A 26,760-nucleotide genomic window follows, 5' to 3' on the forward strand; every position below is an offset into this window, starting at 1 on the left:
AGCAGATCTAATTTCTGTGGAAAATTAGATTTTATGATGGCGATGTACCGCGCAGGGCACCGTGAACTTGTGGATTGCCGCTGACAATCACCACAGTTTGTTTGATTCCTGTGATTAGCCAATGTCTGTCTGTTTTTTGAATCAAGGAGTGAAAATAGTTTCCTGCTGTATCCAACCGATTCTGTCCCGATTCGCGAGTCTGGTCAAGTCGATAAATTTGATAGACAGACTTGCATTCGGCAGTATTATTGTTAAGAGTTACCTCGTGATTTGTGCTGACCTGTAGCGTTCGCAAACCCGCAAGACCTTCTACCCGCTGTTTTATGTATTCTTCTGCAGTTACTCGTCTGGGAGGTTCACCCCTGAATTCCGAGTAGTCGATATCTATTTCGTCGGCTAAATGCGATCCTCTTCGAGGGCTTCGCTAACGCACTTTTTGCCAGTCTTTGGTATCGAACGCATTGGCAAATGCTACGATCGTATCTGCGATCGCAGCGCGGTCAACAATCCAGCGGATTTCGGGCAGTTCGTACATAGAAAATAAATTTTGTCCGTTGTGTTGCAGAAGGAAGAAGTCATTAGTCATTAGTCATTAGTCATTAGTTATTAGTCATTAGTTATTAGTTATTTTAGTCGAAGAGCGAAGCCGAAGGCTAGTCATTAGTCATCAGGAAGAAGGAAGAATTTTAGACTGACGATGCCCAATGCCTCATCCCTCCGCTTCGCTCCGCCCTGCGCGGGCCAATACCCCATCCCTCCGCTTCGCGCTCGCCCAATCCCTCCGCTTCGCTCCGCCCAATGACCTGCGCGGGCCAATGCCCATGCCCCATCCCTCCGCTTCGCTCCGCCCAATGCCCGATGCCCGATGCCCTCAATCTATCCTTTGACTCCGGCGGCGGCTTCTGTCGGTACAATGTATTTTTGCAAGACCAAAAACAGTCCTAAAACTGGAACAATGGAAATAATTGAACCCGCCGCTACCAAACGCCAATCTAAGGAAAATGTCCCGGCTAAATTAGCAACTCCTAAAGGTAACGTGTAATATTCGGGTCTGTCTAAAACTAGCAGCGGCCACAGAAAATCGCTCCACGAACCGATAAATACAAAAATTCCTAAAGTGACTAAAGCTGGCTTAATTGCCGGAATCATGACGTGCCACCAAATGCCTAATTCAGTGCAGCCGTCGATGCGGGCGGCTTCTTCTAATTCTTTGGGAACTGCTAGGAATGCTTGCCGCAATAAAAATATGCCGAAGGCTGAGGCTAGTCCGGGAAATATTACGCCTAAATAGCTGTTTTTTAATCCGAGTTGTACTGTCAATATGTACAGCGGAATCATGACTATTTGGAAGGGTATCATGATGGTGGATACGATCGTAATTAAGATGGCTTCGCGGCCGCGAAAGTTGAGTCTGGCTAAGGGGTATGCGGCGAGGGCGCAAAACAGGACGTTGATGCTGACTGTGAGGCCGGCAATTAGGGTGCTGTTGAACAGGTAGCGGCCGAAGGGGTTGGTTTGCCAGACTTTGATGAAGTTTTCGAGGGTTGGCTGTTGTGGCCACAGTTGCGGGGGATATTGAAAGATGTTTTCGGTTGGGGATTTGAGGGAGGTACTCAGCAGCCACAGCAGGGGGAAGAGCATTAAAAGTGCGATCGCCCCCATGATACTGTACGTCCACAGTGTGCTCCACCGCGAGGGAGTTCTGTTTGGGGAATTTGATTTTTTAGTTTTGAGATTGTTCATTGTTGGGATATGATAATAAGTCCTTGCTTCGTGAGAAGCCTTGTTGTCCATAAGGGGATTATTGCCATGAAACCGTTTATTTACGAAACAATGTACATTCTGCGCCCTGATTTGGGTGAGGAAATGACTGACGCGGCGATCGCGAAATATCAAACTATTTTGCGCGATCAAGGTGCTGAAAATATCGAAACTCAGCACCGCGGCAAGCGCCGTTTGGCTTACGAAATCGGCAAGCACCGGGACGGAGTATACGTTCAAATGAACTATACAGCTCCGGGCGCTGCAATTTTTCCTATGGAACGCGCGATGCGTCTGAGCGAAGAAGTGATTCGCTATTTGACGATCAAGCAAGATGTCCCAGATGCACCGGAAGCGGAAGCGGAAGCGGAAGCCGCAGCATAAAACGAGTTTTTTGACTCGTTACCAAGAAAGAACCTGGTTATATCAATTCCGGCTGCGCCGGAATGATATAGAGGACACGGCAGTGCCGTTTCTTGCGCGCCAGATTAATTGTAGGGACTCGGCACTGCCGTGTCCCGATCTGGGGTAGTATTAATTCCGATGCAACCGGAATTGATATAACGAGCAGCAAAAACGCTAATCGGTGTTCAAAAATTCCAAATAATTATTAGTCAGTTCTTTGACTGCTAACTCGTAAAACTGCTGGCCGTGTTCTGGGGTTGCTAGGGCCGGATTTGAACCCATTCTGCCGTCGGGATATCGCCGTCGGAAGTTAGCAGCACTGTAAATTTTGTACCCGGATGCAGCTTGTTCCGAAAGCGGTGCTTGCTTGATTGCTTCTGGATAAAGGTACTGGGTTAAGGCGATTTCGCTGGGGGTGGCGTGGGAACCTTCTTGGTTTCCGTACAATTCTTTGGCGAGTTTGTAGACTGAACCGCACATGAACCAGTTGCCGATTTGACACTGGATGCGATCGGCATTTGGTAAATTCAAGTCCGACAAATGCGCGTAAGTCTCGGAAAATGCTGCTTTCATCGTGGCAATGTTGCCGCCGTGACCGTTGATGAAGAAATATTTCTCAAATCCCGCTTTTGCTAAAGATGTGATATGATCTCTGATTACGAGAATCAGGGTCTGCGGTCGGAGGCTGATGCTGCCGGGAAAGCTGGTGTGGTGCAAGGCCATCCCTACATTAATTGTCGGGCCGATTAAGGCATGGGCAGCTTCGCCGACACCAAGGGCGATCGCACCAGCAGCAATGGCGTCAGTTCCGATTAAGCCGGTGGGCCCGTGCTGTTCCGTGGAGCCAATCGGGATAATTATGCCGCGGGAACTTTCTAGATAAGCTTCTACCTCCGGCCAGGTACTCAAATGCAGCAACATTATAGGCAGTTTACAGATTTTTACTTACAAACTCGATCCTAGCCGGCAAGCGCAGAAAAAGAACTTTGGGGCAACTTATGATTGTATTCTTAAACACAGCTCTACAGTCCGATCGCAACTTTACAGTTATATTACTTAACTTTAATAATTTAACCAATTAATTACCAAAACTTTACCTTTTAATAACCTTTTAAGAGTAGTATAACAAGCATCTCCCTATAGATTGGGTGTTACCCGGTCAATTAACGGCGGGCAATGTTTTATGAAATTAACACCAACCCCTAAAAATGACCGGGCTTCTGATGCCTGGACGCAGGCAAACAGCGCAGCTATCGCAACTGCTCTACGGCTGTACTTTTTGCACGAGCAAGTAGAAATAGTCGAGCGCGTGTCTGTGGGATGGGCTGGCTAAGGATTACAAGCGATCCTCTTCGAGGGCTTCGCTAACGAACAAATGGCGGTCGTATAGGCGATCGCAGCGCGAGAGGCCTCAGCTACTGAAGAAGGCACCTCACGCTAGCCACATACAAACATAACTCCCACTGATATTTATGTCTTCTGCTGAATTAAGCGAAAGTCCTTCAAGGTTGGCTGTTGGACAAGCCGGCCGCATCTTGTTATTGGAAGGTGAAGACCTGTTGCGGGAAATGCTAGCTTTAGCCCTTAAAGAACAGGGCTATGAGGTGGTGGTTACTAGCGACGGGCGTAACGCTCTGCCTACTGTGCAGGCTTCCTCGTCATACCACGGTGAATTTGCCTTTAACCTGTTAATTATGGATTCAATTAACGGTTTGGATCTGTGTCGAATGTTACGGCACCAAGGCAATCCAGTTCCTATTTTAATTATCGGCGCTAGAGGAAGTGCGAACAATTGCGCTTTTTATCTAGAAGCCGGCTCGGACGATTATCTAACCAAGCCTTTTGGGATGCGGGAATTTATCGCTCGCTGTCGGGCGCTGATGCGTCGCCAGCGCCTCGTCGGTCAGTTGTCGCAACCGGTGATGCTGCAATATAAGAGCATAACTTTGTATCCCGAAGAGTGCCGCGTATTGGTTCGCGGCATAGAAGTAAAATTTTCTCCTAAACAGTTTCGCTTACTGGAACTATTTATGAGTAATCCCCGGCGAGTTTGGTCTCGCGATCGGTTGTTGGAAAAAATTTGGGGTCAAGATTTTATCGGAGACAGCAAAACAGTTGACGTTCACATCCGCTGGCTGCGCGAAAAGTTGGAAATCGATCCCAGTCAACCGGAATATATCATTACGGTACGGGGATTCGGCTATCGATTTGGTTAAACTTTTAAATCTGCTGTACGGTTGCAAGTTGCAGCCAATATCACGTAAGGACACAACATAGTTGTGTCCTTATTTGTACCTGTACGGTACGCAAGTTTGGCGTGCGATCCACTTTCCCGCGATCGGGCTGAACCCGGAAGGAAAAAAACAAACATTTTTCGCCCCAAGATTCAAGAACAATTACCATCAATTTAGTTTCGATCCTGCGGATGCTCAGTCGTCAACCTTTGCTTAAGCTGTGACTGTCAAGCGTCGAGAATTCCTACTTTTCTCAAGTGCAACAGCAGGTAGTTTGCACTCAATTCTTGCGAACAAAAATTTGTCATATCCTTTCCGGTTGTATCAGAATGATTGAACCGGCGCTAGGGCGCAGAGAAGACACAGGAAGAAAAGAGAGATGTGAATACAGGACGATCACGATTCGGCGGTTGAAACCGGCAGAAAGTCAAACAAAGTCGGCCTGCACCGACTGGTTCATAAAGAATCTCCAAAACCCTGATTTGCTATTATAGAGCATATTCCATGTAGATGTAGAGAGCGAGAAACCGGGTTTCACAGAACAGAATCTGTTTATAGGCGAGAACTCTAAAGAAACCCGGCTAGGAGAGTGTGCACTTCATAAACCTGGAGTACGCTGTATTTTATACTTTGTATGGGTCGGAATATTGTCTAGACTTGCATTTTTTCTTGAAGTGTTCTCTGTTGAGTCGAAGCCCAAATTGTCTTGGACAATAATACGAACCATAACTCAACACTCTGCCGTCCACTGCCAACAATCAAGTTGGTGGCAATCCCCTGCAACTGCAACAGCCGCAACCATATCTGAATTGGAAATTAATTCAATTAAAGACCATTTTGATGCTTCATCGGGGTTTGCTTTGACATTTAACAGCGCTGCTGGTTCTCCAGGTGCGAGGGTGACATCAAACTCATTTAAAGGAAGAGAAAGTCCTTTGCCTACTGCCTTGATATAAGCTTCTTTGCGAGTCCAACAGGTGAAAAAAGCTTTCGTCTGGAGATATTCTGGCAGCGAACTGAGTGCTAATTGTTCTAATGGTGAAAAAAATCTTTCAGCAATTTCTAAACAAGAAGTTTTGGGATTTATAGCTTCAATATCCACACCAATTTCTCGATTTTTGGTTATAGCAATTAGAGCTATTCCCCTAGTGTGAGACAAATTAAAACGCAGGGTATTTCCACCTTGGGCGATGGTGAGAGATGGTTTGCCGTAGGGATTGTATTCAAAGCATAGAAGGGTGGGGTTTATGTGCAGGTAGCGACTCAAAATCGCTCTCAGCGCACCGCGACTTACAATAAATTGATCTCGATCTTTGGGAAAATGAAAACGCTCTGCTTTTGTCTGTTCATCGGTTGAAAGAGTTTGTTGTAAACTCTGCAAACAATTTTCTGTTTGAGCCAAGAAGACGCGCCAAACATGAATTTCGTTGATGTCTAATTTCAGGTTTTGCGGTGGGGAATTCCACGAAGGAACGAAAGCAACCATATATTTACCATGCCTTATCCAAAGCTTCCAGTTACCAAATTACCGCTCCTATTCTCGATCTTCTTTCTCTTCCTTAGCGCCCTTTGCGCCTTCGCGGTTCGTTAAATAAATCCTAATTCCAACGGTCAATTAATCCAAGTTTGCACAACCTTACCTGCTAATTTTTGTCCCAACCAAGGCGTATTTGCCGATCGCGACTTCAGACTGTGCGCCTCAACCGTCCAAGTCATTAGCGGGTCAAACAAAATCAGCTCAGCAGAGACTCCCGGTGCAGCCGTGGGGGGCGTTTGTCCGAGACAAACGGCGGGGCCTGCGCTCAACACTCGCCACAGTTCTAAAGCCGAAATTTGACCAGTTTCCACGAGTCCGTGCCAGAGCAAAGGCAAGGCTAATTCTAAACCGATCGCCCCAGGCGGACTATCAGCAAAAGCCACAGTTTTCTCCTCATAGGTATGCGCGTTATGGTCGATCGCGATCGCATCAATCACCCCATCTTTCACAGCTTGAATCAGCGCCAATTGGTCGCCCAGATTGCCCAGCGGCGGTTCCAGATGTAAATTCGGATCGTAAGCAAACGAAGCATTCAGAGCATTTTTACCGCCTCCAGAGTCTTTGGCGTTACCTGAAATTGCCCCAACATTCAACAGCAAGTGCATCCAAGTCACACTCGCAGTCACCGGCAAACCCCGCGCCTTAGCATCCCGAATCAATTCCACGCTGCGCGCCGTAGAAACGCGCATGATGTGCACTTTCGTGCCCGCCGATGCCACCAACTCTAGGATGGCCGCCAAAGCCGATGTTTCCGCAGTCGCAGGAATTCCCGGCAAACCCAAACGCACCGACACCGCACCCTCCCTCGCCGCGCCATTTCCTGCCAAAGTTCGATCGCACGGCCACAAAGCCACCGACTTGCCCAAAGGCTGGATATATTCAAGCAAACGCCTCACCAGAGCCGGATTGCTAAGCGGTAAACCGTCGGCAAACCCCACCACCGCAGAGGAGGCCAGCTCGCCCAACTCAGCCATCTGCTGCCCTTTAACGCCCGCTGTCAGCGCGCCCCAAAAATACAAGCGGGGCAGCCCCGGCGACAAATTGCGGATATGTTGCTGCAACAAAGCTAAACCGGCCAAGTTATCCGCAGGCGGCGACGTATCGGGCAAAATAGCCACCCGCGTAAAACCGCCAGCCGCCGCCCCCTGCATCAAGGATTCTAGAGTTTCTCGTTCTTCAAAACCCGGTTCTCCGCTGTGACTGTAGATATCGACCAATCCCGGCCCTAAAATTAGTCCCTGAGAATCTCGTACTTCGGTGTCGGCGGGAATCTCGGTAATTTTTTCTTCGATTGTTTCGATCTGATTTTCTTTAATTAGAATATCAGCGATGCGATCGAGCTTTGAAACTGGATCTAACACTCTTACATTTTGTAGCAGTTCGCGACTCATATAGTAGCAGAAGGAAGTTCGGGAACGAGCAATGTACGGGATTTAACGGATGTAACGGAGGTCGGGAAGAGGGAAGTACGAACCGCGAAGGCGCTAAGTACACGAAGGAAGAGGTAAGAAGGAATAAGTAATAAAAGCAAGGGTTTCAATTATTCAGAATGCTTGGTGGTTGTGATCGGGGTTCGGACATTTGTTAGGCGGGGGAATTGTAGCAGAGGGGATTTTCTCTGCTACACTTTGCCGATCGCCTTACAAATTACAGTGCTCCGGCTGCTGTTTTGTCAAAAATGCCGCCGCTTAAATGAGTTGTGATGTTCATCGCCTGCAATACTGGCAAACCGTCGGGGCCGTGGGGATAATCGATGACGCTAACGGCCCCATTTCCTTGTTTGAATTGCCAAAAATGTTCGGGTTGCAAATTGAACAGGTGGCACAGAAGGGCTTTGTTGACGGCATCGTGAGCAACTACAATTCCTGTACCAGAAACCGATCGTACAATTTCTTGCCAAGCTGCGATCGCCCTTGTCCAAACTTCCTCCAAATTTTCTCCTTCGGGCATTTGTACGTTTTCTGGAGATGTTTTCCATTCATCCAGCAAACCCGGATAGGATTGTTCTATTTCTGATTCAAACTTTCCTTCCCAAAGTCCGTGACTAATTTCTCTCAATTCGTCGCGGAGTTGTAGTTGCAAACCGCCGTGATGTTTGAGAATAATTTCCGCAGTTTCTTTCGGTCGCAGCATGGAACTGCTAATCGCAAAATCTAATTTTACATCTTTGAGAAATTCTGCGGCTTGCCGAGCTTGTTCGCGACCGTTATCGTTGAGAGGTACGTCTATTTGTCCTTGAAATTTACCTGCTTTATTCCAATCTGTTTCGCCGTGACGCACCAGCAACAAGCGCGGGCCGCTGTGTCCGTCCCTCGGTTTCGGGAATTTTTCTCCGGTATGGGCGGTTAAATTCAGCGATTCTAATTGAACGGCAATTTTCTTATTTTGCTGTTTTTTTTCATCACCACCTACAGGAGAAGGCCCAAAATTGATGACGCTAATCCCGCAATTTGACTGCTGAATAGATTGATAGTAATTCGGAGAAATTTCGGAGGCTGTAGCGATGAGCGCGCGGTTGATTCCGTTGTGACCTACTACTAAAATTGTGCCTTCAGGGTGCCGAGAAAAAAGCTCTTTCCAAAAATTGCGGGCGTTAGCAAATATTGCCAATACTGGAAAGTGTTCGACTTCTCCTTCGGCTGAAGGTAGTTTCATGGAAAATTTGTCTGGCTGTTTTTGCCATTGCTGATAGGCGTCGGGGAATTGGTCGATCGCATCTTGGCGCAGCATTCCTTCCCACAGAGGTAAATCGATTTCCATCAATTTATCGGTTGGTTGCAGTTGTGGCGGATTTGTCAAGCGCGACAGGATGATTTCGGCTGTTTCTTGGGCTCGCTTCAGGGGACTTGTATACGCAGCATCGAAGGCGATGGTGCTGAGTATGTCGCCTACTTGAATCGCGCCGCTGCGCCCTGCTTCTGTCAAAACTGATTTGTCGAGGCGGCCTTGGATGCGGCGCTCTAGATTGTAGGTGCTTTTGCCGTGACGGACTAAGATAATGCGAGTCATTCGATTTTAGATTTTAGATTTTAGATTTACGATTTACGTTGCTGTCGAGTCTTCGTCGGCTGCTTGTGGCGCACAAGGTGCGCCACAAGCAGCCGCACAGTACACTAATCCTCTCGCGCGCGCTTTCGGTGCGTCGCGCGCGCTTTCGGTGTATACCTTACGCATAAACGGCGAGTCGAAGATTTGTGGCGCAAGTCCTGTTGAGCCGAGTCAAAAAGATCGGCCAGTGAAATTTTACCAGTTGTGGGGCTACTCTCGACTGGAACGACATATGGGGAGCATCTGGGTTTTGCAGCGCCGCATTTTTTGACTAAGCGTGCGAACACCTCAAGAGCTCGCGTATTGTACAACTCGTTCTTTGGGGACAGCAGTATAAATGCCAAACTTAGATGCTCCCGACATATGATTAAAGACGGACAAGACTTAGCCACGGATTTGCGCGGGACGGAAAAGCAGGAATGACACTGAAGCGGATAATTTTAAGTATTTTAACGGCGATCGCGATCGCCCTAGTCGGTTTATCTTTAGTTGGTAGTTGGAACCAGCCGCAAATTCAAAGCCGGCTGGAACTCTACCAGACAAATTTGCTGCTTCACGCCTCGGAGTGGCAACCACAAAACGGTGGCGATGCTAATTTAACTTCGGCACGCAACAATATTGTCGGTACAGAGCCTTTAAATACGGCTTTGACGCAGTATCGAGAAGCGCGAGATTCGACTCGAAAAGCTATCACAACAACTCGATCGCAAATTAAAGATATTCAGTCTGCCATCGCAGCTAAACCTGATAATAATACTCAGAATTTGGCTCAAACAAAGGTTTTGTCAGAGTCGATCGAGCAACAGTTAGCGCTGCAAAACGAAATTGACTTGCGCGTCGGAATTTTGCAGGCAAGCAATGACAAAACTGAGGCGGCAATCCAAACTTGGCAAAATTTATTGGAGCGGTACAAAACTGAAAGCGATGGCGATTCTTCGGTAGCAACTGCTAGAGTTTTAACTGGAATTTGGAGCGATCCGGCTCAACTGCTGCCGGATGCCGAGCCGCGCATTCAAAAGTCTTTGGAGGGTTGGTTTCGCTATCGCGCTCTCGCTCAACTTTACAAGCTGCAAGAACGTTCTAAGGAACTAGCAGCCCTGCAAGCTACGGAGCAAGCAACGGCTGAAAAAGCTATAGAAAAATTGGCACTTATTGTAGGCATTCCGGCGATCGCGCTTTGCATCGGTACGGTTTTGCTGGTTGGTTTGACTGTACAGTGGCTGTTGCAGCGGCGGCAGTTAGATAAGGCAGATTCCGGGCCGCTGTTGGCGCGAAATGGGAGTTTGGCTTGGGATGTGCCTTGGGATGGCGAGATTGTTTGGCAGGTGCTTGTAGTCGGCTTTTTCTTTGTCGGGCAAATCTTGATTCCCTATTTGTTATTGCCAGTTTCTCTGGCTGTTCTTAAGCTGAATCCGGCTACTTTTGACCCGCGCGAAAAGGCTTTTTATATCTTTGCTACTTATTTGTTGCTGTCGGCTGGCGGGCTTTCGGTACTGTATTTTTCAATTAAGTCTTTTTTGCCTTTGCCTGATGGTTGGTTTCGGCTTAATTGGCGGGACAATTGGTTTTTGTGGGGGTTGGGCGGCTATTTTGTGGCTTTGCCTTTGGTAGTTGTGGTGTCGCTGATCAATCAGCAATTATGGCAGGGACAAGGTGGCAGCAATCCGATTTTGCCGATCGTCCTTGAAGGTAGGGACAACGTGGCTCTGGCGGTGTTTTTCGGCACTGCTGCGATCGCCGCTCCGGTTTTTGAGGAAATCGTGTTTCGAGGCTTTCTGCTGCCTTCTCTGACTCGCTATTTGCCTGTTTGGGGGGCGATCGCAGCTTCGGCTTTCTTGTTTGCTGTGGCTCACTTGAGTGTCTCCGAGATTCTGCCCTTGGCGACTTTGGGTGCGGTGTTGGGCTTTGTGTACACGCGATCGCGCAATCTCCTCGCTCCCATGCTTCTCCACAGTCTTTGGAACAGCGGAACTCTCCTGAGCCTGTTTCTTTTGGGCGGCGGCGCGAGTTAAGTCGCGCGGTTGTTAATAATTGTGAATTCACCTTGCTTTTTTCGCAGGTTTGAGAAACTGCCAAAAAAGCAGGTGCGCCACCAGCCCGCGATCTTCAATCTAGTCCCAAATTGGGAAGCTAAACGGAAAAACTTGTTTTAACATAGAAGTAACATCTTGTCCGGTTTTTGTAGATGGATCGCACGAATGAGCAATTTCAACAGCCGCAAGTTAGAGGGAGCACCGAATTGGATGCGTTTCGCACCCTACGCAGCTCTAGGCATTTTAATATTTTCTCTCAATTCAGGCAGCGAACTAAATTATTTCATGAGAGGCTACTTGGTCATTCTACAAGCTCAAGCCGGTATAGTTCTGCTGTATTTTGCCATGTCTAAGTTTCGCAAAAACCCTAATAAATGAGTAAAAATTAGTAATACTGCTTAGCTCGATCGCACAAGTTAAAGTAAAAAAACTGGGGAAAGGGAAAATGGTAAAAGATAAAACCGTAGCAGTTGTGTTAGCTTTTTTTATTGGAGGTTTCGGAGGACACAAATTTTATTTGGGAAATAACGTAGCAGGGCTATTATATTTGCTTTTTTCCTGGACGTTAATTCCCTCACTGATCGCATTTTTTGATTTTCTCGGTCTGCTGCTGATGTCGGAACAAGCTTTTCAGGTACAGTACAATCACGGATCGTTGCCTTCTGGGTATATGCTCAGAGGGGCAAAAGATGTGACAGGGGCGATCGCCGAATTGAAAGGACTTTACGATATGGGCGCAATTACCGCCGAAGAATATGAAGAAAAACGCCAAAAACTGCTCCGAGAATTGTAATTAAGAAGTCAGTAGTCAGTAGTCAGTAGTCATTAGTCATTAGTCATTAGTCATTAGTCATTAGCGTTTTGTAGGGGCGGGCTTAGAAGAAAATTTATGATACAAATGACTAAATAAATGGCAAAACCCGCCCTCTCAGCTCAGCTATGACTGTATGAAAAAGGTGGGATTTAAACAATAGTCAAATATAAAATAGATCGAGGATAAAACTAAAGTGTCTCAAAATTTATACTGGCTGCGTCAAACTCCCAACTGGGTGTGGTATTCTTTTATTCCCTACTTCGGCGGATTGGCGATCGCCTATGCAGGGCAAAAAACAAATATTCGCAGTTGGATGGGATGGGGTGTTGGCATTACTTTAGCAGCACTAGCGGTATCTTCTTCAACTAATTTGGGGACGCTGGTTTGGATAGCTCAAATTGTCACTGCTTTTGCCTTGAAAAAGCGCTATCTTATCAAAACCGCACCCAAAGGCTTACTCGTTCCTGCAACTGCGACAAATGCCCAAGAACTGGCAAAAGAGCGCGGCAAAATAGATATTAATGAGTGTACCAAAGATGATTTGGTCAGAATATTGGGTTTGCCGATCGTCTACGCTAACGATATTGAATCTTTGCAAAACGAAGGCTACATTTTTACCCACGCCGAAGAGTTATCGGAAATCGCCGGAGTTCCAGAAAGTCACGTCAGACGCATCGCTCCGATGATTTGCTTCAGCTACAATTATCAAAAAGAATCACAATTTAGTTGGAAACGGTTAAATATTCTGTCGCCGGAAGAGTTAATTCAGAGCGGTTTAGATCGGGTTGTGGCTGAAACAATAGTTAGAGAAAGGCAGATCAAAGGTGCATACAAATCAGTTGTTGATGTCAAGCGGCGCACGGGACTGCCTTTTGATTCCTACCGCCATATTTGTTGATTTGTTAATTGGTAGTTGTTAAGCTGTTGTGGATTTAATTTTTATTGTGAGGAAGGGCTAGAAGCCTACCCCACAAGAGTTTGATGCACGCAGACCTCAGAAACCCGGTTTCTGACTAGATTTCTCTTGACTCGACCCAAAACTCGTAGAAACCGGGTTTCTTGCTCCCCATGCGTCAGCAATTAAAGTGTCCAAATTGTTGAATTAGGAACAGCTTATGACAACAAAATTAGAAGTTGACCGACATAAATTGTATGATACCGATTACCTCAGATGGATTGAAACCACTGTGGAAAATTTGCGGGTTCGCGACTACTCAAATATCGATTGGGAAAACTTGATTGCAGAAATAGAAGACATGGGCCGAAGTGAACGCAGGAGTTTGGAAAGTAATCTTGTGGTAATTATCCTGCACTTGCTGAAGTGGCAATTTCAACCGAATCGAAGAAGTGGTAGTTGGAAAGGCAGCATTGTTGAACATCGCAGACGCATTCGCCAAACTCTAAAAGATTCCCCCAGTCTCAAATCATATCTTGAAGAAGTATTAGTTGAATGTTATGCGGATGCAGTAGAACAAGCAAGTGCTGAAACTGGATTGTCTGTAGAAACGTTTCCGCAATCATGTATCTATTCTGCTGTCGAGGTTCTAGATTCTGACTTTTGGCCAGAGTTTTTGCCCGATGAGACGATCGAAGAGTAGTATGGCAAAAAGCCCGATCGCGCATATCCCAGTAATTTACCTTAAATGAACCCGCTAGCTAACATCTCCAACAGCAGGCCGCTTCAGCTAAATTATCAAAAAAAAACTCTTGACACTCTTGACATTTGCACCAAATAATGATATTAAACAATATTGGTAAAAATGGTAATTTTCCCTAGCATCAACTCCAATCCGGGGTAAGTTTTCCAGACATTGCCTTAAATATCAGTTGTATACTGTCAGAATTATTATTCAAACGCACAACGACACAGTAGCAGTACCGCTAACATCAAATTATGTCTGACTCTCCTCCATCTCAAATCTCCCCAGAAGCTGCACCGGAAAGTGCTGCTACCGCAGATCGCAGTGCCAAAACTCGGCAACTGTTGGGCATGAAAGGCGCTTCTAGCGGGGAAACTTCGATCTGGAAGATTCGCTTGCAACTGATGAAACCGATTACCTGGATTCCCTTAATTTGGGGCGTGGTGTGCGGGGCTGCGTCTTCTGGAAACTATGTTTGGAATTTAGAGAATTTCGCGATCGCGGCAGCTTGTATGTTGATGTCAGGGCCTTTGCTTACTGGCTACACTCAAACTTTGAACGATTTTTACGATCGCGACATCGACGCTATTAACGAACCCTACCGCCCGATTCCCTCCGGTATCATCTCGATTCCCCAAGTAGTAACGCAAATTTTGGTATTATTAGCCGCAGGCATTGGGGTGGCTTATGCTCTAGACTTGTGGGCTGGTCATGAATTCCCCACAATGACTGTTTTGACTCTAGTCGGCGCGTTTCTAGCTTACATCTACTCTGCGCCACCGCTGAAACTCAAGCAGAATGGCTGGTTGGGAAATTATGCCCTGGGTGCTAGTTACATTGCCCTGCCTTGGTGGGCAGGTCAAGCTTTGTTTGGTACACTAGATCCGACCATTATGATTTTGACCCTGTTTTATAGTTTGGCAGGGCTGGGAATCGCGATCGTCAATGATTTCAAAAGTGTCGAGGGCGATCGGCAATTAGGGTTACAATCTTTGCCAGTGATGTTTGGTATCAGCACTGCAGCTTGGATTTGCGTGTTGATGATCGACATCTTTCAAGCTGGGATTGCAGGCTACCTGATCAGCATCCACCAAAACCTTTACGCTGTCATTCTGCTACTGCTGATAATTCCCCAAATTACTTTTCAGGATATGTACTTTTTACGCAATCCCCTGGAAAATGATGTTAAATATCAGGCTAGCGCTCAGCCTTTCCTGGTTTTGGGTATGCTGGTAGCAGCCTTGGCACTTGGTCATGCGAGTTAAGAAGAATTAAGAGTGGGGAATTTTGAGTTAAATAGTTTTTAATTCAAAATAATTAACTCAAGACTGTTCGCAGTGTTGTTGAATAAAAAATGTCAAGTTAAAAATTAAAAATTGAAGGAGGCTAGCCTTTTTGATTTTTAATTTTTAATTGAAGTTGATGAGGTTTGAAGGTCTGAACGTGGCAGAATTTTTCTCAAATATCAAGGATAAATTGAGCAAAGTCACTAAGGCAGCAAGGGGTAATTCCGATCGAGAATCGCCAAATGCTGCCAATAGCACGGGGCTAAACTCGTCACCATCCCTGCCTGAATTGTATCCACAGGCAACGGATGAGCGATCGGAGTATGTGGTATCAGAAGATGCTGAACCTCCAGAAGAGTCAGAATTAGCATCAGAATATTCCTACCCAAAAAACGGTGAATATCCAAGAGTCCAGCGCCATTGGCAAGGGTTGAAGCGCTTAATCGTTTGGTTGGAAATTGAACCTCAAGTTACTATGCTGCAAGCAAAGGGAAGAGAATTGTTGCAGCCGGTATTCGGTAGGCGCAGAACGAGATCATCAAAAAAAATCAAGAGGTTCGATAGCAGCAAACTACCGGAAAATAGCGGCTTGCAGAATACCCAACTGCAAGTAAATACTGAACTACCGGAAAATATCGCGCTGCAGAAAAATAGCAAACTACAGGAAAAGTTAAAAAAGCTACGGTCCCGCCGCCCGCGATTTTGGATAGCCATAGGTGTTGTTAGTGTGGGCAGTGGCGCTTTAATATACGGTTTATGGATTTTGCACACCTTAAATAAAGGTTTGCCGGATGTTAACGATTTGTCAGCGTTTAGCCGCGATGGAACGCTGACAATTAAGGCTGCAGATAATACGATTTTATTGCAGTCGGGGCCCGCAACTAGAGATAAGCTAAAACTTAATGAAATTCCAGATTTGTTGAAAAAAGCTTTTATTTCTATCGAAGACCGCCGTTTTTACGAACATGGCGGGGTGGATTATCAAGGTATTGTGCGATCGATAGCTTCTAATTTGGTAGCGAGAGATTTGGTGCAGGGCGGCAGTACAATTACCCAACAATTGGCTCGCGTGGTTTTTCTCAATCAAGAAAGAAGTCTTAAGCGAAAAGTTCGGGAGGCTCTTTTAGCTCAGAAAATAGAGCGGGAGTTGACTAAAGACCAAGTTTTAGAAAGATATTTAAATTTGGTTTATTTGGGTTCGGATTCCTACGGAGTCGCAGATGCGGCTTGGGTTTTTTTTAGCAAAACTGTCGATCAATTAACATTGGCAGAGATGGCCACTTTGGCGGGTTTGCCACCTGCACCGAGCGAATATTCGCCTTTGGTTAATCCGAATATTGCTAAGGAGCGCCGCAATATTGTGCTCAAACAAATGCAAGACGCAAAGGTAATTACAGAAGCGCAGGCGAAGGAGGCGATGGCAGAACCTATGACTGTCAAACAAAGTCCGCCGAAGCGATTTAAAGTAGTCGCGCCTTATTTTGCTAGTTACATTCGCAAGGAATTGCCGCGCTATATTTCTAAGGATGCTTTGGAAGCTGGCGGTTTGACTGTCGAGACGACGGTGGATTTGAAGTGGCAGAAAATAGCGGAACAGGTTGTTAAAGATGCGATCGAGGTTGATGGCCGCCGTCAAGGTTTTGAACAGGCTGCTTTAGTTTCTATGGACACTAAAACTGGGGAAGTTAAGGCGCTAGTCGGTGGCGGAAATTTTAAGGAAAGCCAATTTAATCGCGCTACCCAGGCTTTGCGACAACCCGGATCGACTTTTAAGGGGTTGGTTTATGCCGCGGGGATAGCAGCCGGTTTTTCGCCTTACGACAGCTATCAAGATGAGCCAATTATTTTCGACGGCTATCAACCGAACAATTACGGCAAAAAGTTTAGTGGCTGGCGATCGATGTCTGATGCTTTGAGGGCTTCGGTGAATGTGGTGGCGGTGAAGGTGTTGGTTGATGTCGGCTTTGAGCCGGCGATCAAATTAGCCCACGATATGGGAATTAAGTCTAAATTAAGTCCGATTTATTCCCTGGCTTTGGGCTCTTCTGAGGTGAATTTGCTGGAGTTAACTAATGCTTACGGTACTTTAGCCTCCCAAGGTAATTTTATTGAAGCGCACGGAATTACTAAGGTGATAAATCAGCGGGGAGATGTGATTTATAAGGCTAATTTTAAACCAAAGCGGGTTTTGGATAAAGATAGTGCTGCGATTACTACTTGGATGTTGGAGGGTGTGGTGACTGGGGGTACGGGCGGGCCTGCTGCTTTAAACGATCGCGCTGTTGCCGGCAAAACTGGTACTTCAGAAAACGTGCGGGATTTGTGGTTTATCGGTTATATTCCGCAGGTGGTGACTGGCGTTTGGCTGGGGAATGATGACAACTATCCGACGTGGGGAACTAGCGGTACTGCAGCCTACAATTGGCGCGATTTTATGAGTCAAGCTGTCAAGGGAATGCCGGTTGAAGAGTTTCCGAAGTTGCCGAAGTTGGAGGGCCGCAAAGGCAGTATTAAGGCAAAACCGGTGCAGCCTAATAGGATTATTCATGGGATGATTGTGAATGATGATGGGGCGATCGTACCTTACAATCCCAATCCCGAACCCCCCCGCCGCGAGTGGCAAGAACCAGCTTATCAAGAACCTGCTTATCAAGAACCTGCTTATCAAGAACCGGGATATTAAGTGATTGGTGGGGCGGGTTTATTAAGATTGTTTGTGGGTGACAAAATCCATTGCGAACCCGCCCCTAAAAAGTCTGGTGATTGCGACGTTAATTTACCCACAATTAACTTCACAACGCATTACTATTGCCGATCTTTCCTCCTTTGGGCATCTTGTAATTGCTTGCCTATTTTTTCCACCATTGATAAATCTCCCAAACTTTGATATCCCTCTTGTGACAACTTCAAATACTGTATCGCTTCGGGATAGTTCCGCATAGATAAATAAACTTGTGCTAAACCGTAACTAGCCTCGGTTACCTCCTCAGTCTCATCGGGTTTAGCTGTCTCGATCGCCTTTTTATAATATATTTCAGCCTGCGGCATCAATTGCGATCGCTCCCGATACAGTTCCCCCAACTTGCGGTAAATTGGCGCTGTTTCTACTCCGGCTTTTGGTAAAGTTTCTAAGGTTTCTATTGCTTCGGCATTCAAGTTTGTGCTAAGATATATCTGTGCTGTTGCTAATTTTTTAGCCACTGGATTCGATAGTTGTTTGTCGATCGCCCCCACAGCCTCCTTCACCCCTTCAACTGCTTTCTCATCCAACAAATCAAACTCTGTATCTTCCTCTAACAGCGGACTTTCCGAAGAAACCCCCGTATTCGTTTCCACAATCAACCTGTACTTAACACCCGGTTTCAGCGCCGGTTCCCCCGGATACACAGCCTCAGTACCGCTAACCGTCATTTCCCAATTTAACTTCCCATTATTTTCGAGGAGGCTCAACTTATAGCTAGTCGCACCCGCAACCGGATTCCAACGCAAAGTCGGTTTGCTGTCGAGCAATTGCGTCCGCCTCGGACTGATTGTATAAGGAATTGGCGCATTATTCCAAGCAATTCTATCATCACCTCGATCGGGACATCTAATTAAATTTTTATTGCAGTCAGAATGCGACTTATCGCTAGCCAACAAACAGCTATTTAATTGATTTTCCCCCGCTTTAATTGACTTAATTCCTAAATCCGCACATTGGAGCGTAATTTGTCCGTTTTGTGAAGTTTGCAGTTTGTCGCCCGGATAAATTGGCGTACCGATTGTCGGGCGAATATTTCTGCCATCTTGACGCTGTAGCTGCACTTCGCCGCTAATATTCAGGATTTGTCCGTTGGGTATTCTTTGCGTTGCTGCGATTGCTGGGGAAATTATCGGATTGTTGGCCAATATTTCGCGGAAGCCTGGGCCATTTTCCCAGGAATCAGGCATAATTTCGATCGCAATCAATGTAAATGCGATCGCGCTTGCGCCTATACAAAATACCGTCTGTTTTTTCATTTGCTCTTTCCTAGGATTTGTAAACGCTCCTTTGCCATTTCGAGACATTCATCTTGTTCTGGAATGCTATAATTCGCATGATTAAGGGTTTCTTGCCAATATTTTAGTGATTCTTGTACTTTACCTTTAGTTTCGAGGACTTGCGCTAAAAAACATTGAGCTTCGGGACTATTACTGTTAAGAGATATTGCTGTTCTTAAATCTGCTTCCGCTGAATTGTATCGCTTTTGAGTGAATCGCAACCAGCCACGATTCTTGAAACAAGCTGATTTGACTCCATCGTATTTAGTAGTTTTTAAGCAAAGTCCGATCGCCTTTAAAACATCTTCAGGTTTATTTTCCAGCAAGAAGGATTTGGATATTTGAGCGTGAGCTTCTGGAAGTCCCCGCCAGACGGCACTTTGCATTGCTTCTCGCTCGCATTTGCGATCGCTTAATTGTTTACAAAGTTGAGATAAGTTATAGTAAGGCTCGCCGTTAATAGGATTGATTAATGCAGCTAGATTGTAGGAAATTTTAGCGGCTAAAAATTGATTTTTCCGGTGGTTTTCCCGCCCAAATGCGTTGATGGCATTTGCCAGATGGGGGCCCATTAATATATAGCCGATCGCCAAAACAGCTAAACTGATGCTGGTACGCTGCATAAATTTAGTTGAAATTGTAAATTGGGGGCGGTTTGGGCGAGGTGCCGCACCATCCGCTGCTAAAATCACAGGTTTAGCTGCGCCGCATCCCGGTAACGTTAATTCCTCAAAGTTTCGATGCTGACATAGCACCGGAATCCCGCTAGCGCCCGGAAATCGAGATTCCCAGCGCTGCAAATCATCCTTAGCTTTTCGCATTGCCAAAAACAAAGGATCTCCCTCCGCCAAGTATCTAAGCAAAGACTTCACAAAATCGTGAGCAATTTGATCTGGAATTGGCGCGCGCATCACAATTATTGACGGCAAATGATGATTCTGAGCCACCAAATCCGCTGCTAATCCAAAACTCGAACAGGAATTAAAAATTAGCAACTGCAAGCCTTTAAAACTCGCTTGCTGTACACCTAATTTTAAATCCTTTACTGTGACAGTATTGTTGGTAGGATTTTGATTGATGTGCAGCCTTCCGTTTGTAGCATTGTCATCGCTGTTGCTGTGTCCGGCAAAAAAGAAAATTTGCCAGCCTTTTTCATCAAAAAGGCGATCGTTAAAGTCTTCCGGTGTCGGGTTGTCTAAAAATTCTAATTCGCAGCTATCGCCCAAACTTTTTTCGATAATTCTGCGATCTTTTGTAACATTTATTCCCTTACTGTTACCTAAAAGACATAAAATTCTTCCTCTAGAAGGTAGATCTATTCCTAATTGTGTTTCTTGCCGCTGCAGTATTGTATACTCGGACGAACTGCGGATGATTTCACTCTGGCGGTATTCTTCCCGAAAATTCCACGCATCCCAAGGCAACTCGGAAATCTGAGAATCATCGCACTCTAGAAATATTTGAACGGCAGCTTCCGAGGGATTGCCGATTCGTGTCCTCAGCTTAACCTCAATTTTGCTGTAAAATTCGTCTGTTTTCAGCCACGATTGTATCTCTTTTTTTAAACCTTCATATATAGCGCCCGGATTGGTTTCAGAAATGTGAGTCGTGCTGGCATAATTGACTTTTATTCGAGCATCGCTTCTGCTAGATTGTAGTCCTGTACAAGCAGCTTTCCATCTTCTGTGCAGCACCTCAATATCTGGTGCTGGTGGCAAGCTTCCTTTGAATTGTTGAATACTGATAGATCGGGCTGGGTTTTCCAACTTCGCCGTGATGTGAGGAAATCCTTCTTGAAGATTTCCCGACCCTAAAGCCAATATGACAGTCCAAGTCATAAATTTGCTGTGGTAACAGTAATCACAAAATCATACCATAAAGTTTTCTGTTACGCTCAAATCATCGATCGCAAGTCGAATACTAAAACTCTCTCCGGGTTCTACCTCAAATTCCAGTGAAATGCACTGCTGTTGAACAGTCGATTCAAGCTCATCTAAAACTTGGCCAGCATCGGATATTAACGACAGTTTCAGGTTACGAGGCAAATAACGATCGCCAATCGCCGGATGCAACTGGGCGTGAACTCTGACAGTGCGATCGCTTTGTTGGGCGATCGCCACCAACAAAGCAACAGTTGTCCTCCCCAAACGCATTCCCAAATCAATCAACTTGGCCCTAGTAACATCCGCTTCCGGGAATGTCTGACGGATAGTAGTTTGATTCCCTGACAACGGAGATTCCGATCTCGAAGTTCCACCACTTCGGAATGCAAAATCTGGATTTTTATCAGGGAAAATTACATCTTCTAAACTTTTTTTACCTTGCTCAATATTCTGCCAGCCTGTTTCAAAAACATTTTTAAACCAATTGCCCAATTTTGACAAAATCGGATTTTCAAATTCGCGGGGCGAAGTCTGCGGCTGCGGGTGAAACACCGCCTCAAAAGGTTGCCACTCAGAATTAAATACATTTAAAAACCACTGATTTAGGTCAACTTTAGCTTCACACAAATGTTCTATATGTACTAAGAAATCATCAACAGAATGTAATTTGCTCAATACTAATTCGCCTGAAATCGCCGTCGGAGAAAACCCCAACAATCTCGCCTCCTTTTCCTCTTCATCAATTTCTACAACTATATAACCGATGCGTTCCTCCCTGGCTTCCAACGGCACCGGGTAAATATCAGGTGTCTGAGACGATGAATTTTGAAACCGATTTATAATCGGGCGGCATTCAATTTTACCTAATCCTTTAATATACAAATCTGCCGCATTTGCAAACAAGCGCATTGCGGGATTCCAGCTATCACATTGAGTTAAGTCAGTTTCAATACTCAAAATTGTGAGGTAATCGCGAACTGCCAGCACAGCCAAAGTATTTAAATAAACTTGCTCTTGTCTTTGTGGGTGACGTTGTTGGGATGAAAAACGTCTAGCAATATGCAGTGAGTTTTGAGTAATTGGCATGGGCAAAGAGTCTATTTCTGAGAGGTTATTCGAGTTCATGGTTTTTGCAATCCTGTTATGTTAAAAGTTTGATATCCTTGGTTTTCCGAAAATTTCTGCAGCAGGTGGCGGCAGTCGTTATTGAACAATTGATATACAGTGGAGGGGGCGCAGCCAAACTCTTTTGCTATTTCTTGAATGCTTTGACCGTACAAACACTGCCGCTGCAATAAAAGTTGGCAATTGAGCTGTGGTTTACCTCTAACGTGTCTGCTTTTTAACTCATTATTGGGATCGGTTTTTATCCATTCTAGAAGTTCGTCCAAATAGAAAGTTACATCTGGATCTGCGACGAGATTGTTGCTTGAATTGATAGTGTCTTCTTTGATTCCGTCTAGCCAAACTATGCGATCGCTGCTTTGTCTTTCCCTTTCCTGTTTTTGCTTCAGATGACAATCTAACAGCCGCATTTTGAGATAGGGATTTAACCAACTCGTAATCTGGCTTATTTCGGGATTGTAAGCTTGTTTTGCTGTGGTAGCTTCACATAAATTCGCAGATAAATAGATCCATGTCTTGTGCAATGCCTCTTCGTAGTGAGGTGTATTTTCTTTCCAGAGTTTGCCGGATTTGAGAATCTCTCGAATGAGTTTACCCACAAAGTAACCTCGCCGGGGACTGCCCAGGGGATGCTTGCAAGCTTGGGTGACGAGTTCGAGGATTTGCTGCTGGGCGGAATCTCGATCGGATAATTTCGATTTTCCCCCAGCCCCAACAGCATCGGAGTCGTCGGATAAGTTGTCTTCCCCCTTGGATGGGTTGGATTTATCGTTCATAGTTAAGTGCGGCCGCAACTTTTTTCCTACATTTACTTATCAGGATGAGTTGGGACTTTTTTTGCGAAATTCTGAAACTTTTTGGTAGCCGATCGTTGAAAGTATTGCTGTGCGGTCGATGTGGCTGTAAAATTAGATGTAAATTTTTGTAAAGACTTGCGCGCCAAGCTCAAGAAACCGGGTTTTTGGCCGCATCTTCTGGTAACAGCGAATAATTTTCGCAAAAAACCCGGTTTCTTTGGTCTGAGTTACCCATGAATGACCAGAAACGGGATTTTTTACGAAAAGACGCGTTGCAGTCCACAAATTCGGTAAAAACCCGGTTTCTTCGATCGGAGTTGATAAGTTCTGTAATGAATCGAACCCCAATGTAAAATATTGTTATAAATTACTTGACACCTGGAACTAAATCTCTATTATCACTGACTATAATTAGATAAAAAATAATTTCCTAGGGAAAAATTCATGCAGAAACTAGCTAAAAATTTATTCGCTACAGCATTAACCCTAAGTATCTTGTGTTTTCCCACAGCCGCTTTCGCCAAAGCTAAAATTCAGATTGCCATCCTTTTAGATTCTAGTAATAGCATGGATGGACTGATCGACCAGACTCGTACTCAACTTTGGCAAATTGTGAATTTTTTAACTAAAGTCACCAAAGATGGCGAAGTGCCAGAGTTAGAAGTTGCTGTCTACCATTATGGCAATGACAGCTTACCTTCCTCGGAAGGTTTTGTGAGATTATTAACTGGATTTACTCCAGAATTAGATTTAGTTTCCGAAAAGCTATTTAGTATCAAAACCAACGGCGGCCAGGAATATGCTGGCTGGGTAATTCGCTCGGCAATGCAAGAATTAAACTGGAGTAAAAATCAGGAAGATTTTCGCGTGATTTTTATTGCGGGTAATGAACCATTCGATCAAGGCCCAATAGTTTGGACGCAATCTGTCAATCTAGCTGTTAAAGGAGATACTATCATTAATACTATCTACTGTGGTTCAGCGGAAAGTCAGGAGCGACAACTTTGGGCATCAGGAGCTACAGTAGCAAAAGGCAGTCACTTCAATATTAATCAAAACCAAGTAATTGTGGTAATTAAGTCCCCTTACGATGACGAAATTTCTAGTTGGAATACTAAACTAAATCAAACCTACATTCCCTACGGTAGAGAAGGAAGAGTAGGACAACAACGTCAAGAAGTTGAAGATAGTAATGCTGGCAGAAATTTGCTGATGCGTGGTGTTTCCAAAGCCTCTGAATACTATGATAATGCTTCTTGGGATTTGCTCGATGCTCTTGAAAACGGAAGAGTTACGCTGGAGTCACTATCAGACGATGCTTTGCCGGAAATTATGCGTGTTATGAATCTAACAGAAAAAAGAGCATATGTAGCTGGAAAGAAAGCCGAAAGAGAGAGCATTAAAAAGACAATCCGCGACTTATCTCAAAAGCGAACCGAATATGTTGAACAACAGCGCCAATCTAGTACCAATAGAGGCGAGAATACTCTAGATAGCGTAATAATTCAAAGTCTCCGCCAGCAATTAGCTGCTAAAGGATTTAAGCTTCAGTAGTTCCCGAAATACCCTAACAGATAAGTAGAAAGGCGTAAATATTTGTAGTTGGGATGAGGCAGAAGTCAGGAGACAGAATGCAGGAGGTATTGGGGTTTTAGCCTCATTTATCTTTCTTAACACAGTTGTGTTTTTCCCCACCGACTTACTTAAACACAGATGAACGCAGATCAAATCCCATCTGCGTTCATCTGTGTTTATCCGCCAACATCTGCGGCCCAAAAAACGCCCAATCCAACTACTTCGCAGCAGGCAAAGATAACTGAGGCGAAGGATGAGAATAACTACCATTTTCCGCAATCACCACAGGCGGTTCCTGCGACAGCAAAAACTCGCGAATTAATCTAGCGACTGCCCTTTGCGCTAAACCGCCTACGACTTGCTGGCCCATGTTCTGCACTTCGCGTTTCAGCAACAATTGCGGCAGTAACTGCAATACTTTCGCGGTGTCAAAACCGGGCGTTGATTGCAATATTCCCCAAATTCGCTTGATGTGTTCTAGGTTTTTTTGTTCAGTTTGTGAAACTACTGGTTGATTTGCCTTGACTCCAAACCATTCGCCTACTACTGCTTTGGCGTTAGCAAAGGCATTGCTGGAAATTATGTCCAAATTTTTCACTAATTCGGTGACGATGCGATCGCGAATAAAATCTCCCCTTTCAGAGAATAAATATTCTAAGGCTTGATTCAGGATTTTGCTGACATCGTAATCGTCACTCTCGCGGGCATTGTTCAGCAAGTTTTCTAAGCGGTTCCAGCGGAATTCGCCTTGTTTGAACAGCAAATCTTTCAGAGATGCTCTCAATTCCGGTGCGGGGTCGCTCAACAGCCGTTTTGCTACGTAAGGATAGGCTTTGCTGAGCACTTTGAATTCGGGGTCAACGTTGATGGCGATGCCTTCTAGGGTGACGAGCGATCGAATAATCAAAGCATAGTAAGCTGGAACTCGGAACGGATATTCGTACATTACGGCGGAAAGTTCGTCAGTAATGCTTTTGAAATTGAGTTCGGCAACACTAGCACCCAAAGCATTGTTAAATACGCCCGCCAAAGCTGGAATAATTGGCGTTAAATCGGTATCCGGTGTCAAAAATTCTAACTTGACATAATCTCTAGCTAAACCTTCAAAATCGCGGTTGACCAAATGCACTACAGCTTCCAACAAGCCGTATCTCTGATAAGGTTTAACTTCGCTCATCATTCCGAAATCGAGATAAGCTAGTTGACCGTCAGGAGTTGCCAAAAGATTGCCGGGATGCGGGTCTGCGTGAAAGAAACCGTGTTCTAGCAACTGTCTGAGAGAACACTGCACCCCCACTTCAATTAAGTAAGGAGCGTCGATTCCTTGAGCTTTGACGGCTTCTAAATTAGTGAGTTTGATGCCGGTGATCCACTCCATTGTCAACACGCGGCGGCGGGTATATTCCCAGTAGATTTTGGGAACGTAAATATCTTTGAGATTTCCGTATAATTGGGCGAAGCGTTCGGCATTTTGTCCTTCGTGGGTGTAGTCCATTTCTTCGTAAATGCGTTCGCCCAACTCGTCCATAATTCCCGCTAAATCGCTGCGAATTATTTTGAAGTTGTTTTGCGCCCAAACTGCAACGCGCCGCAGGATGTAAATATCTAGGCCAATGTTCTCGGCTAAACCCGGCCGCTGCACTTTGATGGCGACGGTTTCCCCGGTTTTGAGTTTGCCTTTGTAGACTTGTCCGAGGGAGGCTGCTGCGATCGGATCTGCAGTGATTTCGGCGTAAATTTCGTTGGGGTGTGCCCCTAATTCTTCTTGTATAAATTGATATGCTACTTCGTTGGGAAACGGTGGCAATTGGTCTTGCAGGGTTGTTAGTTCTTCTAAATATGCCGGCGGTACTAAGTCGGGACGAGTTGAGAGTGCTTGTCCGATTTTGATGAAGGCTGGGCCGAGTTGGCTGAGAATTTCCCGGAGGCGCACGGCGCGGCGCTTTTGGTTGGCTGCGGTGCGCCCTCTTTTTTTGTCCCACCACAAACTGAAGGCAAAGCTAAAAAATGTCCAAACAACACTCGACAGCCGTCCCCAGACTTGCAGGGGGCGATTTCGGTATTGGGCTGCGATCGCCGCTGGATCGTAGCGCACAGCTTCTCCGGCCAACTCGTAAGCGATATCTTTGGCTGATTTGAGCGGTTCGGGAGTAACCGCCACTGTCTCTAGTTCTACTTCTACTGCTTGCAGGGGAACTGTTTCTATCTCTTGGAGATTTTGCAGTGTAGTGTGAGTCCCTGAATTTGAGTAAGTTAGTGGGGTGGCTGGCGATACTGTCTTGACATCCATAAACTCAGACCTAGTGTGAAGCATTGTAAACTAATTGTAACAATTTGTCGCCTTCTCACCACTGCTTTTAGATAGAGAAAACCGAATTCATTGGTCATTGGTCATTGGTCATTAGTCATTGGTCATTGGTCATTGGTCATTGGTCATTAGTCATTAGTCATTAGTCATTAGTCATTAGTCTATTGGTCATTAGTCCAAGACTTGTGCGCTATGACCCAAGAAACCGGGTTTTTTAGTGGATCTAGGGTCGTAATGCGTCTTTTTGAGAAAAACCCGGTTTCTGACCGCCCCCTCTCCCACTCTCCCCCTCTC

At 45.5% G+C, this 26,760-nt stretch carries 24 protein-coding genes; 11 read left to right on the forward strand and 13 right to left on the reverse strand.

The annotated features are described in order from the left end of the window. Nucleotides 1-31 precede the first annotated feature (31 nt). From IQ263_RS12190 to IQ263_RS12200, 3 genes are all read right to left on the reverse strand, one after another. Nucleotides 32-295, reverse strand: a complete 264-nt coding sequence (locus tag IQ263_RS12190; protein WP_194067664.1) for a hypothetical protein — start codon at nucleotides 293-295, stop codon at nucleotides 32-34. A 129-nt stretch (nucleotides 296-424) separates the two neighbouring features. Further along, a complete protein-coding gene (locus IQ263_RS12195; protein WP_194067665.1) occupies nucleotides 425-586 on the reverse strand; it encodes a hypothetical protein in 162 nt (53 codons plus the stop codon). 290 nt (nucleotides 587-876) lie between these two features. Then, nucleotides 877-1,743 (reverse strand): carbohydrate ABC transporter permease, encoded by an 867-nt coding sequence (locus IQ263_RS12200; protein ID WP_194067666.1) that lies wholly within the window; start codon nucleotides 1,741-1,743, stop codon nucleotides 877-879. Nucleotides 1,744-1,809: 66 nt separating this feature from the next. Here IQ263_RS12200 and rpsF point away from each other — a divergent pair, with 66 nt between their 5' ends. Next, nucleotides 1,810-2,145, forward strand: coding sequence for a 30S ribosomal protein S6 (gene rpsF, locus IQ263_RS12205; protein ID WP_194067667.1), 336 nt, complete (start codon nucleotides 1,810-1,812; stop codon nucleotides 2,143-2,145). Between the two features lie 195 nt (nucleotides 2,146-2,340). On the opposite strand, the gene IQ263_RS12210 is transcribed toward rpsF, so the two are convergent. Beyond that, the gene (locus tag IQ263_RS12210) at nucleotides 2,341-3,087 is read right to left on the reverse strand and encodes a creatininase family protein (protein ID WP_194067668.1); all 747 of its coding nucleotides are present in this window, start codon (nucleotides 3,085-3,087) and stop codon (nucleotides 2,341-2,343) included. Between the two features lie 262 nt (nucleotides 3,088-3,349). Here IQ263_RS12210 and IQ263_RS12215 point away from each other — a divergent pair, with 262 nt between their 5' ends. Next, a complete protein-coding gene (locus IQ263_RS12215) occupies nucleotides 3,350-3,499 on the forward strand; it encodes a hypothetical protein (protein WP_194009093.1) in 150 nt (49 codons plus the stop codon). Nucleotides 3,500-3,638: 139 nt separating this feature from the next. Then, complete coding sequence (locus tag IQ263_RS12220; RefSeq protein ID WP_194067669.1) at nucleotides 3,639-4,382, forward strand: winged helix-turn-helix domain-containing protein; 744 nt, start codon at nucleotides 3,639-3,641, stop codon at nucleotides 4,380-4,382. 748 nt (nucleotides 4,383-5,130) lie between these two features. On the opposite strand, the gene IQ263_RS12225 is transcribed toward IQ263_RS12220, so the two are convergent. The 4 genes from IQ263_RS12225 to IQ263_RS29295 form a co-directional block, all read right to left on the reverse strand. Then, nucleotides 5,131-5,886 carry a 4'-phosphopantetheinyl transferase family protein gene (locus tag IQ263_RS12225; protein ID WP_194067670.1) on the reverse strand — a complete coding sequence of 252 codons (756 nt, stop codon included), beginning with the start codon at nucleotides 5,884-5,886 and terminating at the stop codon, nucleotides 5,131-5,133. 125 nt (nucleotides 5,887-6,011) lie between these two features. Next, nucleotides 6,012-7,328 carry a dihydroorotase gene (locus IQ263_RS12230; protein ID WP_194067671.1) on the reverse strand — a complete coding sequence of 439 codons (1,317 nt, stop codon included), beginning with the start codon at nucleotides 7,326-7,328 and terminating at the stop codon, nucleotides 6,012-6,014. Between the two features lie 256 nt (nucleotides 7,329-7,584). Then, entirely contained in the window at nucleotides 7,585-8,946 is a 1,362-nt protein-coding gene (locus IQ263_RS12235; RefSeq protein WP_194067672.1) for a histidine phosphatase family protein, read from the reverse strand. A gap of 33 nt (nucleotides 8,947-8,979) precedes the next feature. Further along, complete coding sequence (locus IQ263_RS29295) at nucleotides 8,980-9,111, reverse strand: hypothetical protein (protein ID WP_255515866.1); 132 nt, start codon at nucleotides 9,109-9,111, stop codon at nucleotides 8,980-8,982. 293 nt (nucleotides 9,112-9,404) lie between these two features. Between IQ263_RS29295 and IQ263_RS12240 the strand changes: the two genes are divergently transcribed. The 7 genes from IQ263_RS12240 to IQ263_RS12270 all read left to right on the forward strand — a co-directional run bounded on the left by IQ263_RS12240 (nucleotide 9,405) and on the right by IQ263_RS12270 (nucleotide 17,441). Then, nucleotides 9,405-10,997, forward strand: a complete 1,593-nt coding sequence (locus IQ263_RS12240) for a CPBP family intramembrane glutamic endopeptidase (protein ID WP_194067673.1) — start codon at nucleotides 9,405-9,407, stop codon at nucleotides 10,995-10,997. A 186-nt stretch (nucleotides 10,998-11,183) separates the two neighbouring features. Then, entirely contained in the window at nucleotides 11,184-11,396 is a 213-nt protein-coding gene (locus IQ263_RS12245; RefSeq protein ID WP_194009087.1) for a hypothetical protein, read from the forward strand. 67 nt (nucleotides 11,397-11,463) lie between these two features. Next, nucleotides 11,464-11,811: an NINE protein gene (locus tag IQ263_RS12250; RefSeq protein ID WP_194009086.1), complete on the forward strand. Its 348-nt coding sequence runs from the start codon at nucleotides 11,464-11,466 to the stop codon at nucleotides 11,809-11,811. A 214-nt stretch (nucleotides 11,812-12,025) separates the two neighbouring features. Then, the gene (locus tag IQ263_RS12255) at nucleotides 12,026-12,730 is read left to right on the forward strand and encodes a helix-hairpin-helix domain-containing protein (protein ID WP_194067674.1); all 705 of its coding nucleotides are present in this window, start codon (nucleotides 12,026-12,028) and stop codon (nucleotides 12,728-12,730) included. Nucleotides 12,731-12,947: 217 nt separating this feature from the next. Continuing rightward, on the forward strand, nucleotides 12,948-13,430 hold the full coding sequence (locus IQ263_RS12260) for a DUF29 domain-containing protein (RefSeq protein ID WP_194067675.1): 483 nt from the start codon (nucleotides 12,948-12,950) through the stop codon (nucleotides 13,428-13,430). 296 nt (nucleotides 13,431-13,726) lie between these two features. Then, nucleotides 13,727-14,737 (forward strand): chlorophyll synthase ChlG, encoded by a 1,011-nt coding sequence (gene chlG / locus IQ263_RS12265; protein ID WP_194067676.1) that lies wholly within the window; start codon nucleotides 13,727-13,729, stop codon nucleotides 14,735-14,737. A 157-nt stretch (nucleotides 14,738-14,894) separates the two neighbouring features. Then, nucleotides 14,895-17,441, forward strand: a complete 2,547-nt coding sequence (locus IQ263_RS12270) for a transglycosylase domain-containing protein (protein WP_194067677.1) — start codon at nucleotides 14,895-14,897, stop codon at nucleotides 17,439-17,441. Between the two features lie 122 nt (nucleotides 17,442-17,563). Here the strand turns inward: IQ263_RS12270 and IQ263_RS12275 are convergent, their stop codons facing one another. The 4 genes from IQ263_RS12275 to IQ263_RS12290 are packed head-to-tail and all read right to left on the reverse strand — an operon-like array spanning nucleotide 17,564 to nucleotide 22,562. Further along, nucleotides 17,564-18,757: a tetratricopeptide repeat protein gene (locus tag IQ263_RS12275; protein WP_194067678.1), complete on the reverse strand. Its 1,194-nt coding sequence runs from the start codon at nucleotides 18,755-18,757 to the stop codon at nucleotides 17,564-17,566. Continuing rightward, entirely contained in the window at nucleotides 18,754-20,616 is a 1,863-nt protein-coding gene (locus tag IQ263_RS12280; RefSeq protein ID WP_194067679.1) for a CHAT domain-containing tetratricopeptide repeat protein, read from the reverse strand. Before IQ263_RS12280 ends, IQ263_RS12275 begins: the two co-directional genes overlap by 4 nt. A gap of 30 nt (nucleotides 20,617-20,646) precedes the next feature. Next, on the reverse strand, nucleotides 20,647-21,786 hold the full coding sequence (locus IQ263_RS12285) for a DUF1822 family protein (RefSeq protein WP_194067680.1): 1,140 nt from the start codon (nucleotides 21,784-21,786) through the stop codon (nucleotides 20,647-20,649). Beyond that, nucleotides 21,783-22,562 carry a helix-turn-helix domain-containing protein gene (locus IQ263_RS12290; RefSeq protein ID WP_194067681.1) on the reverse strand — a complete coding sequence of 260 codons (780 nt, stop codon included), beginning with the start codon at nucleotides 22,560-22,562 and terminating at the stop codon, nucleotides 21,783-21,785. The genes IQ263_RS12285 and IQ263_RS12290 overlap by 4 nt, the downstream gene beginning before the upstream one ends. A gap of 465 nt (nucleotides 22,563-23,027) precedes the next feature. Here IQ263_RS12290 and IQ263_RS12295 point away from each other — a divergent pair, with 465 nt between their 5' ends. Next, nucleotides 23,028-24,137 (forward strand): vWA domain-containing protein, encoded by a 1,110-nt coding sequence (locus IQ263_RS12295; protein ID WP_194067682.1) that lies wholly within the window; start codon nucleotides 23,028-23,030, stop codon nucleotides 24,135-24,137. Nucleotides 24,138-24,375: 238 nt separating this feature from the next. On the opposite strand, the gene IQ263_RS12300 is transcribed toward IQ263_RS12295, so the two are convergent. Next, entirely contained in the window at nucleotides 24,376-26,448 is a 2,073-nt protein-coding gene (locus IQ263_RS12300; protein WP_194067685.1) for an ABC1 kinase family protein, read from the reverse strand. Nucleotides 26,449-26,760: the final 312 nt, after the last annotated feature.

This window comes from Tychonema sp. LEGE 06208, from assembly GCF_015207505.1.
GTDB lineage: Bacteria > Cyanobacteriota > Cyanobacteriia > Cyanobacteriales > Microcoleaceae > Microcoleus.

What these genes read in the sequence shown, in the direction of transcription:
- IQ263_RS12195 (WP_194067665.1), bottom strand. Translation starts at nt 586, where the DNA reads ATGACTAATGACTTCTTCCTTCTGCAACACAACGGACAAAATTTATTT.
- IQ263_RS12200 (WP_194067666.1), bottom strand. Translation starts at nt 1,743, where the DNA reads ATGAACAATCTCAAAACTAAAAAATCAAATTCCCCAAACAGAACTCCC.
- rpsF (WP_194067667.1), top strand. Translation starts at nt 1,810, where the DNA reads ATGAAACCGTTTATTTACGAAACAATGTACATTCTGCGCCCTGATTTG.
- IQ263_RS12210 (WP_194067668.1), bottom strand. Translation starts at nt 3,087, where the DNA reads ATGTTGCTGCATTTGAGTACCTGGCCGGAGGTAGAAGCTTATCTAGAA.
- IQ263_RS12215 (WP_194009093.1), top strand. Translation starts at nt 3,350, where the DNA reads ATGAAATTAACACCAACCCCTAAAAATGACCGGGCTTCTGATGCCTGG.
- IQ263_RS12220 (WP_194067669.1), top strand. Translation starts at nt 3,639, where the DNA reads ATGTCTTCTGCTGAATTAAGCGAAAGTCCTTCAAGGTTGGCTGTTGGA.
- IQ263_RS12225 (WP_194067670.1), bottom strand. Translation starts at nt 5,886, where the DNA reads ATGGTTGCTTTCGTTCCTTCGTGGAATTCCCCACCGCAAAACCTGAAA.
- IQ263_RS12230 (WP_194067671.1), bottom strand. Translation starts at nt 7,328, where the DNA reads ATGAGTCGCGAACTGCTACAAAATGTAAGAGTGTTAGATCCAGTTTCA.
- IQ263_RS12235 (WP_194067672.1), bottom strand. Translation starts at nt 8,946, where the DNA reads ATGACTCGCATTATCTTAGTCCGTCACGGCAAAAGCACCTACAATCTA.
- IQ263_RS29295 (WP_255515866.1), bottom strand. Translation starts at nt 9,111, where the DNA reads ATGCGTAAGGTATACACCGAAAGCGCGCGCGACGCACCGAAAGCGCGC.
- IQ263_RS12240 (WP_194067673.1), top strand. Translation starts at nt 9,405, where the DNA reads ATGACACTGAAGCGGATAATTTTAAGTATTTTAACGGCGATCGCGATC.
- IQ263_RS12245 (WP_194009087.1), top strand. Translation starts at nt 11,184, where the DNA reads ATGAGCAATTTCAACAGCCGCAAGTTAGAGGGAGCACCGAATTGGATG.
- IQ263_RS12250 (WP_194009086.1), top strand. Translation starts at nt 11,464, where the DNA reads ATGGTAAAAGATAAAACCGTAGCAGTTGTGTTAGCTTTTTTTATTGGA.
- IQ263_RS12260 (WP_194067675.1), top strand. Translation starts at nt 12,948, where the DNA reads ATGACAACAAAATTAGAAGTTGACCGACATAAATTGTATGATACCGAT.
- chlG (WP_194067676.1), top strand. Translation starts at nt 13,727, where the DNA reads ATGTCTGACTCTCCTCCATCTCAAATCTCCCCAGAAGCTGCACCGGAA.
- IQ263_RS12270 (WP_194067677.1), top strand. Translation starts at nt 14,895, where the DNA reads ATGAGGTTTGAAGGTCTGAACGTGGCAGAATTTTTCTCAAATATCAAG.
- IQ263_RS12275 (WP_194067678.1), bottom strand. Translation starts at nt 18,757, where the DNA reads ATGAAAAAACAGACGGTATTTTGTATAGGCGCAAGCGCGATCGCATTT.
- IQ263_RS12280 (WP_194067679.1), bottom strand. Translation starts at nt 20,616, where the DNA reads ATGACTTGGACTGTCATATTGGCTTTAGGGTCGGGAAATCTTCAAGAA.
- IQ263_RS12285 (WP_194067680.1), bottom strand. Translation starts at nt 21,786, where the DNA reads ATGAACTCGAATAACCTCTCAGAAATAGACTCTTTGCCCATGCCAATT.
- IQ263_RS12290 (WP_194067681.1), bottom strand. Translation starts at nt 22,562, where the DNA reads ATGAACGATAAATCCAACCCATCCAAGGGGGAAGACAACTTATCCGAC.
- IQ263_RS12295 (WP_194067682.1), top strand. Translation starts at nt 23,028, where the DNA reads ATGCAGAAACTAGCTAAAAATTTATTCGCTACAGCATTAACCCTAAGT.
- IQ263_RS12300 (WP_194067685.1), bottom strand. Translation starts at nt 26,448, where the DNA reads ATGGATGTCAAGACAGTATCGCCAGCCACCCCACTAACTTACTCAAAT.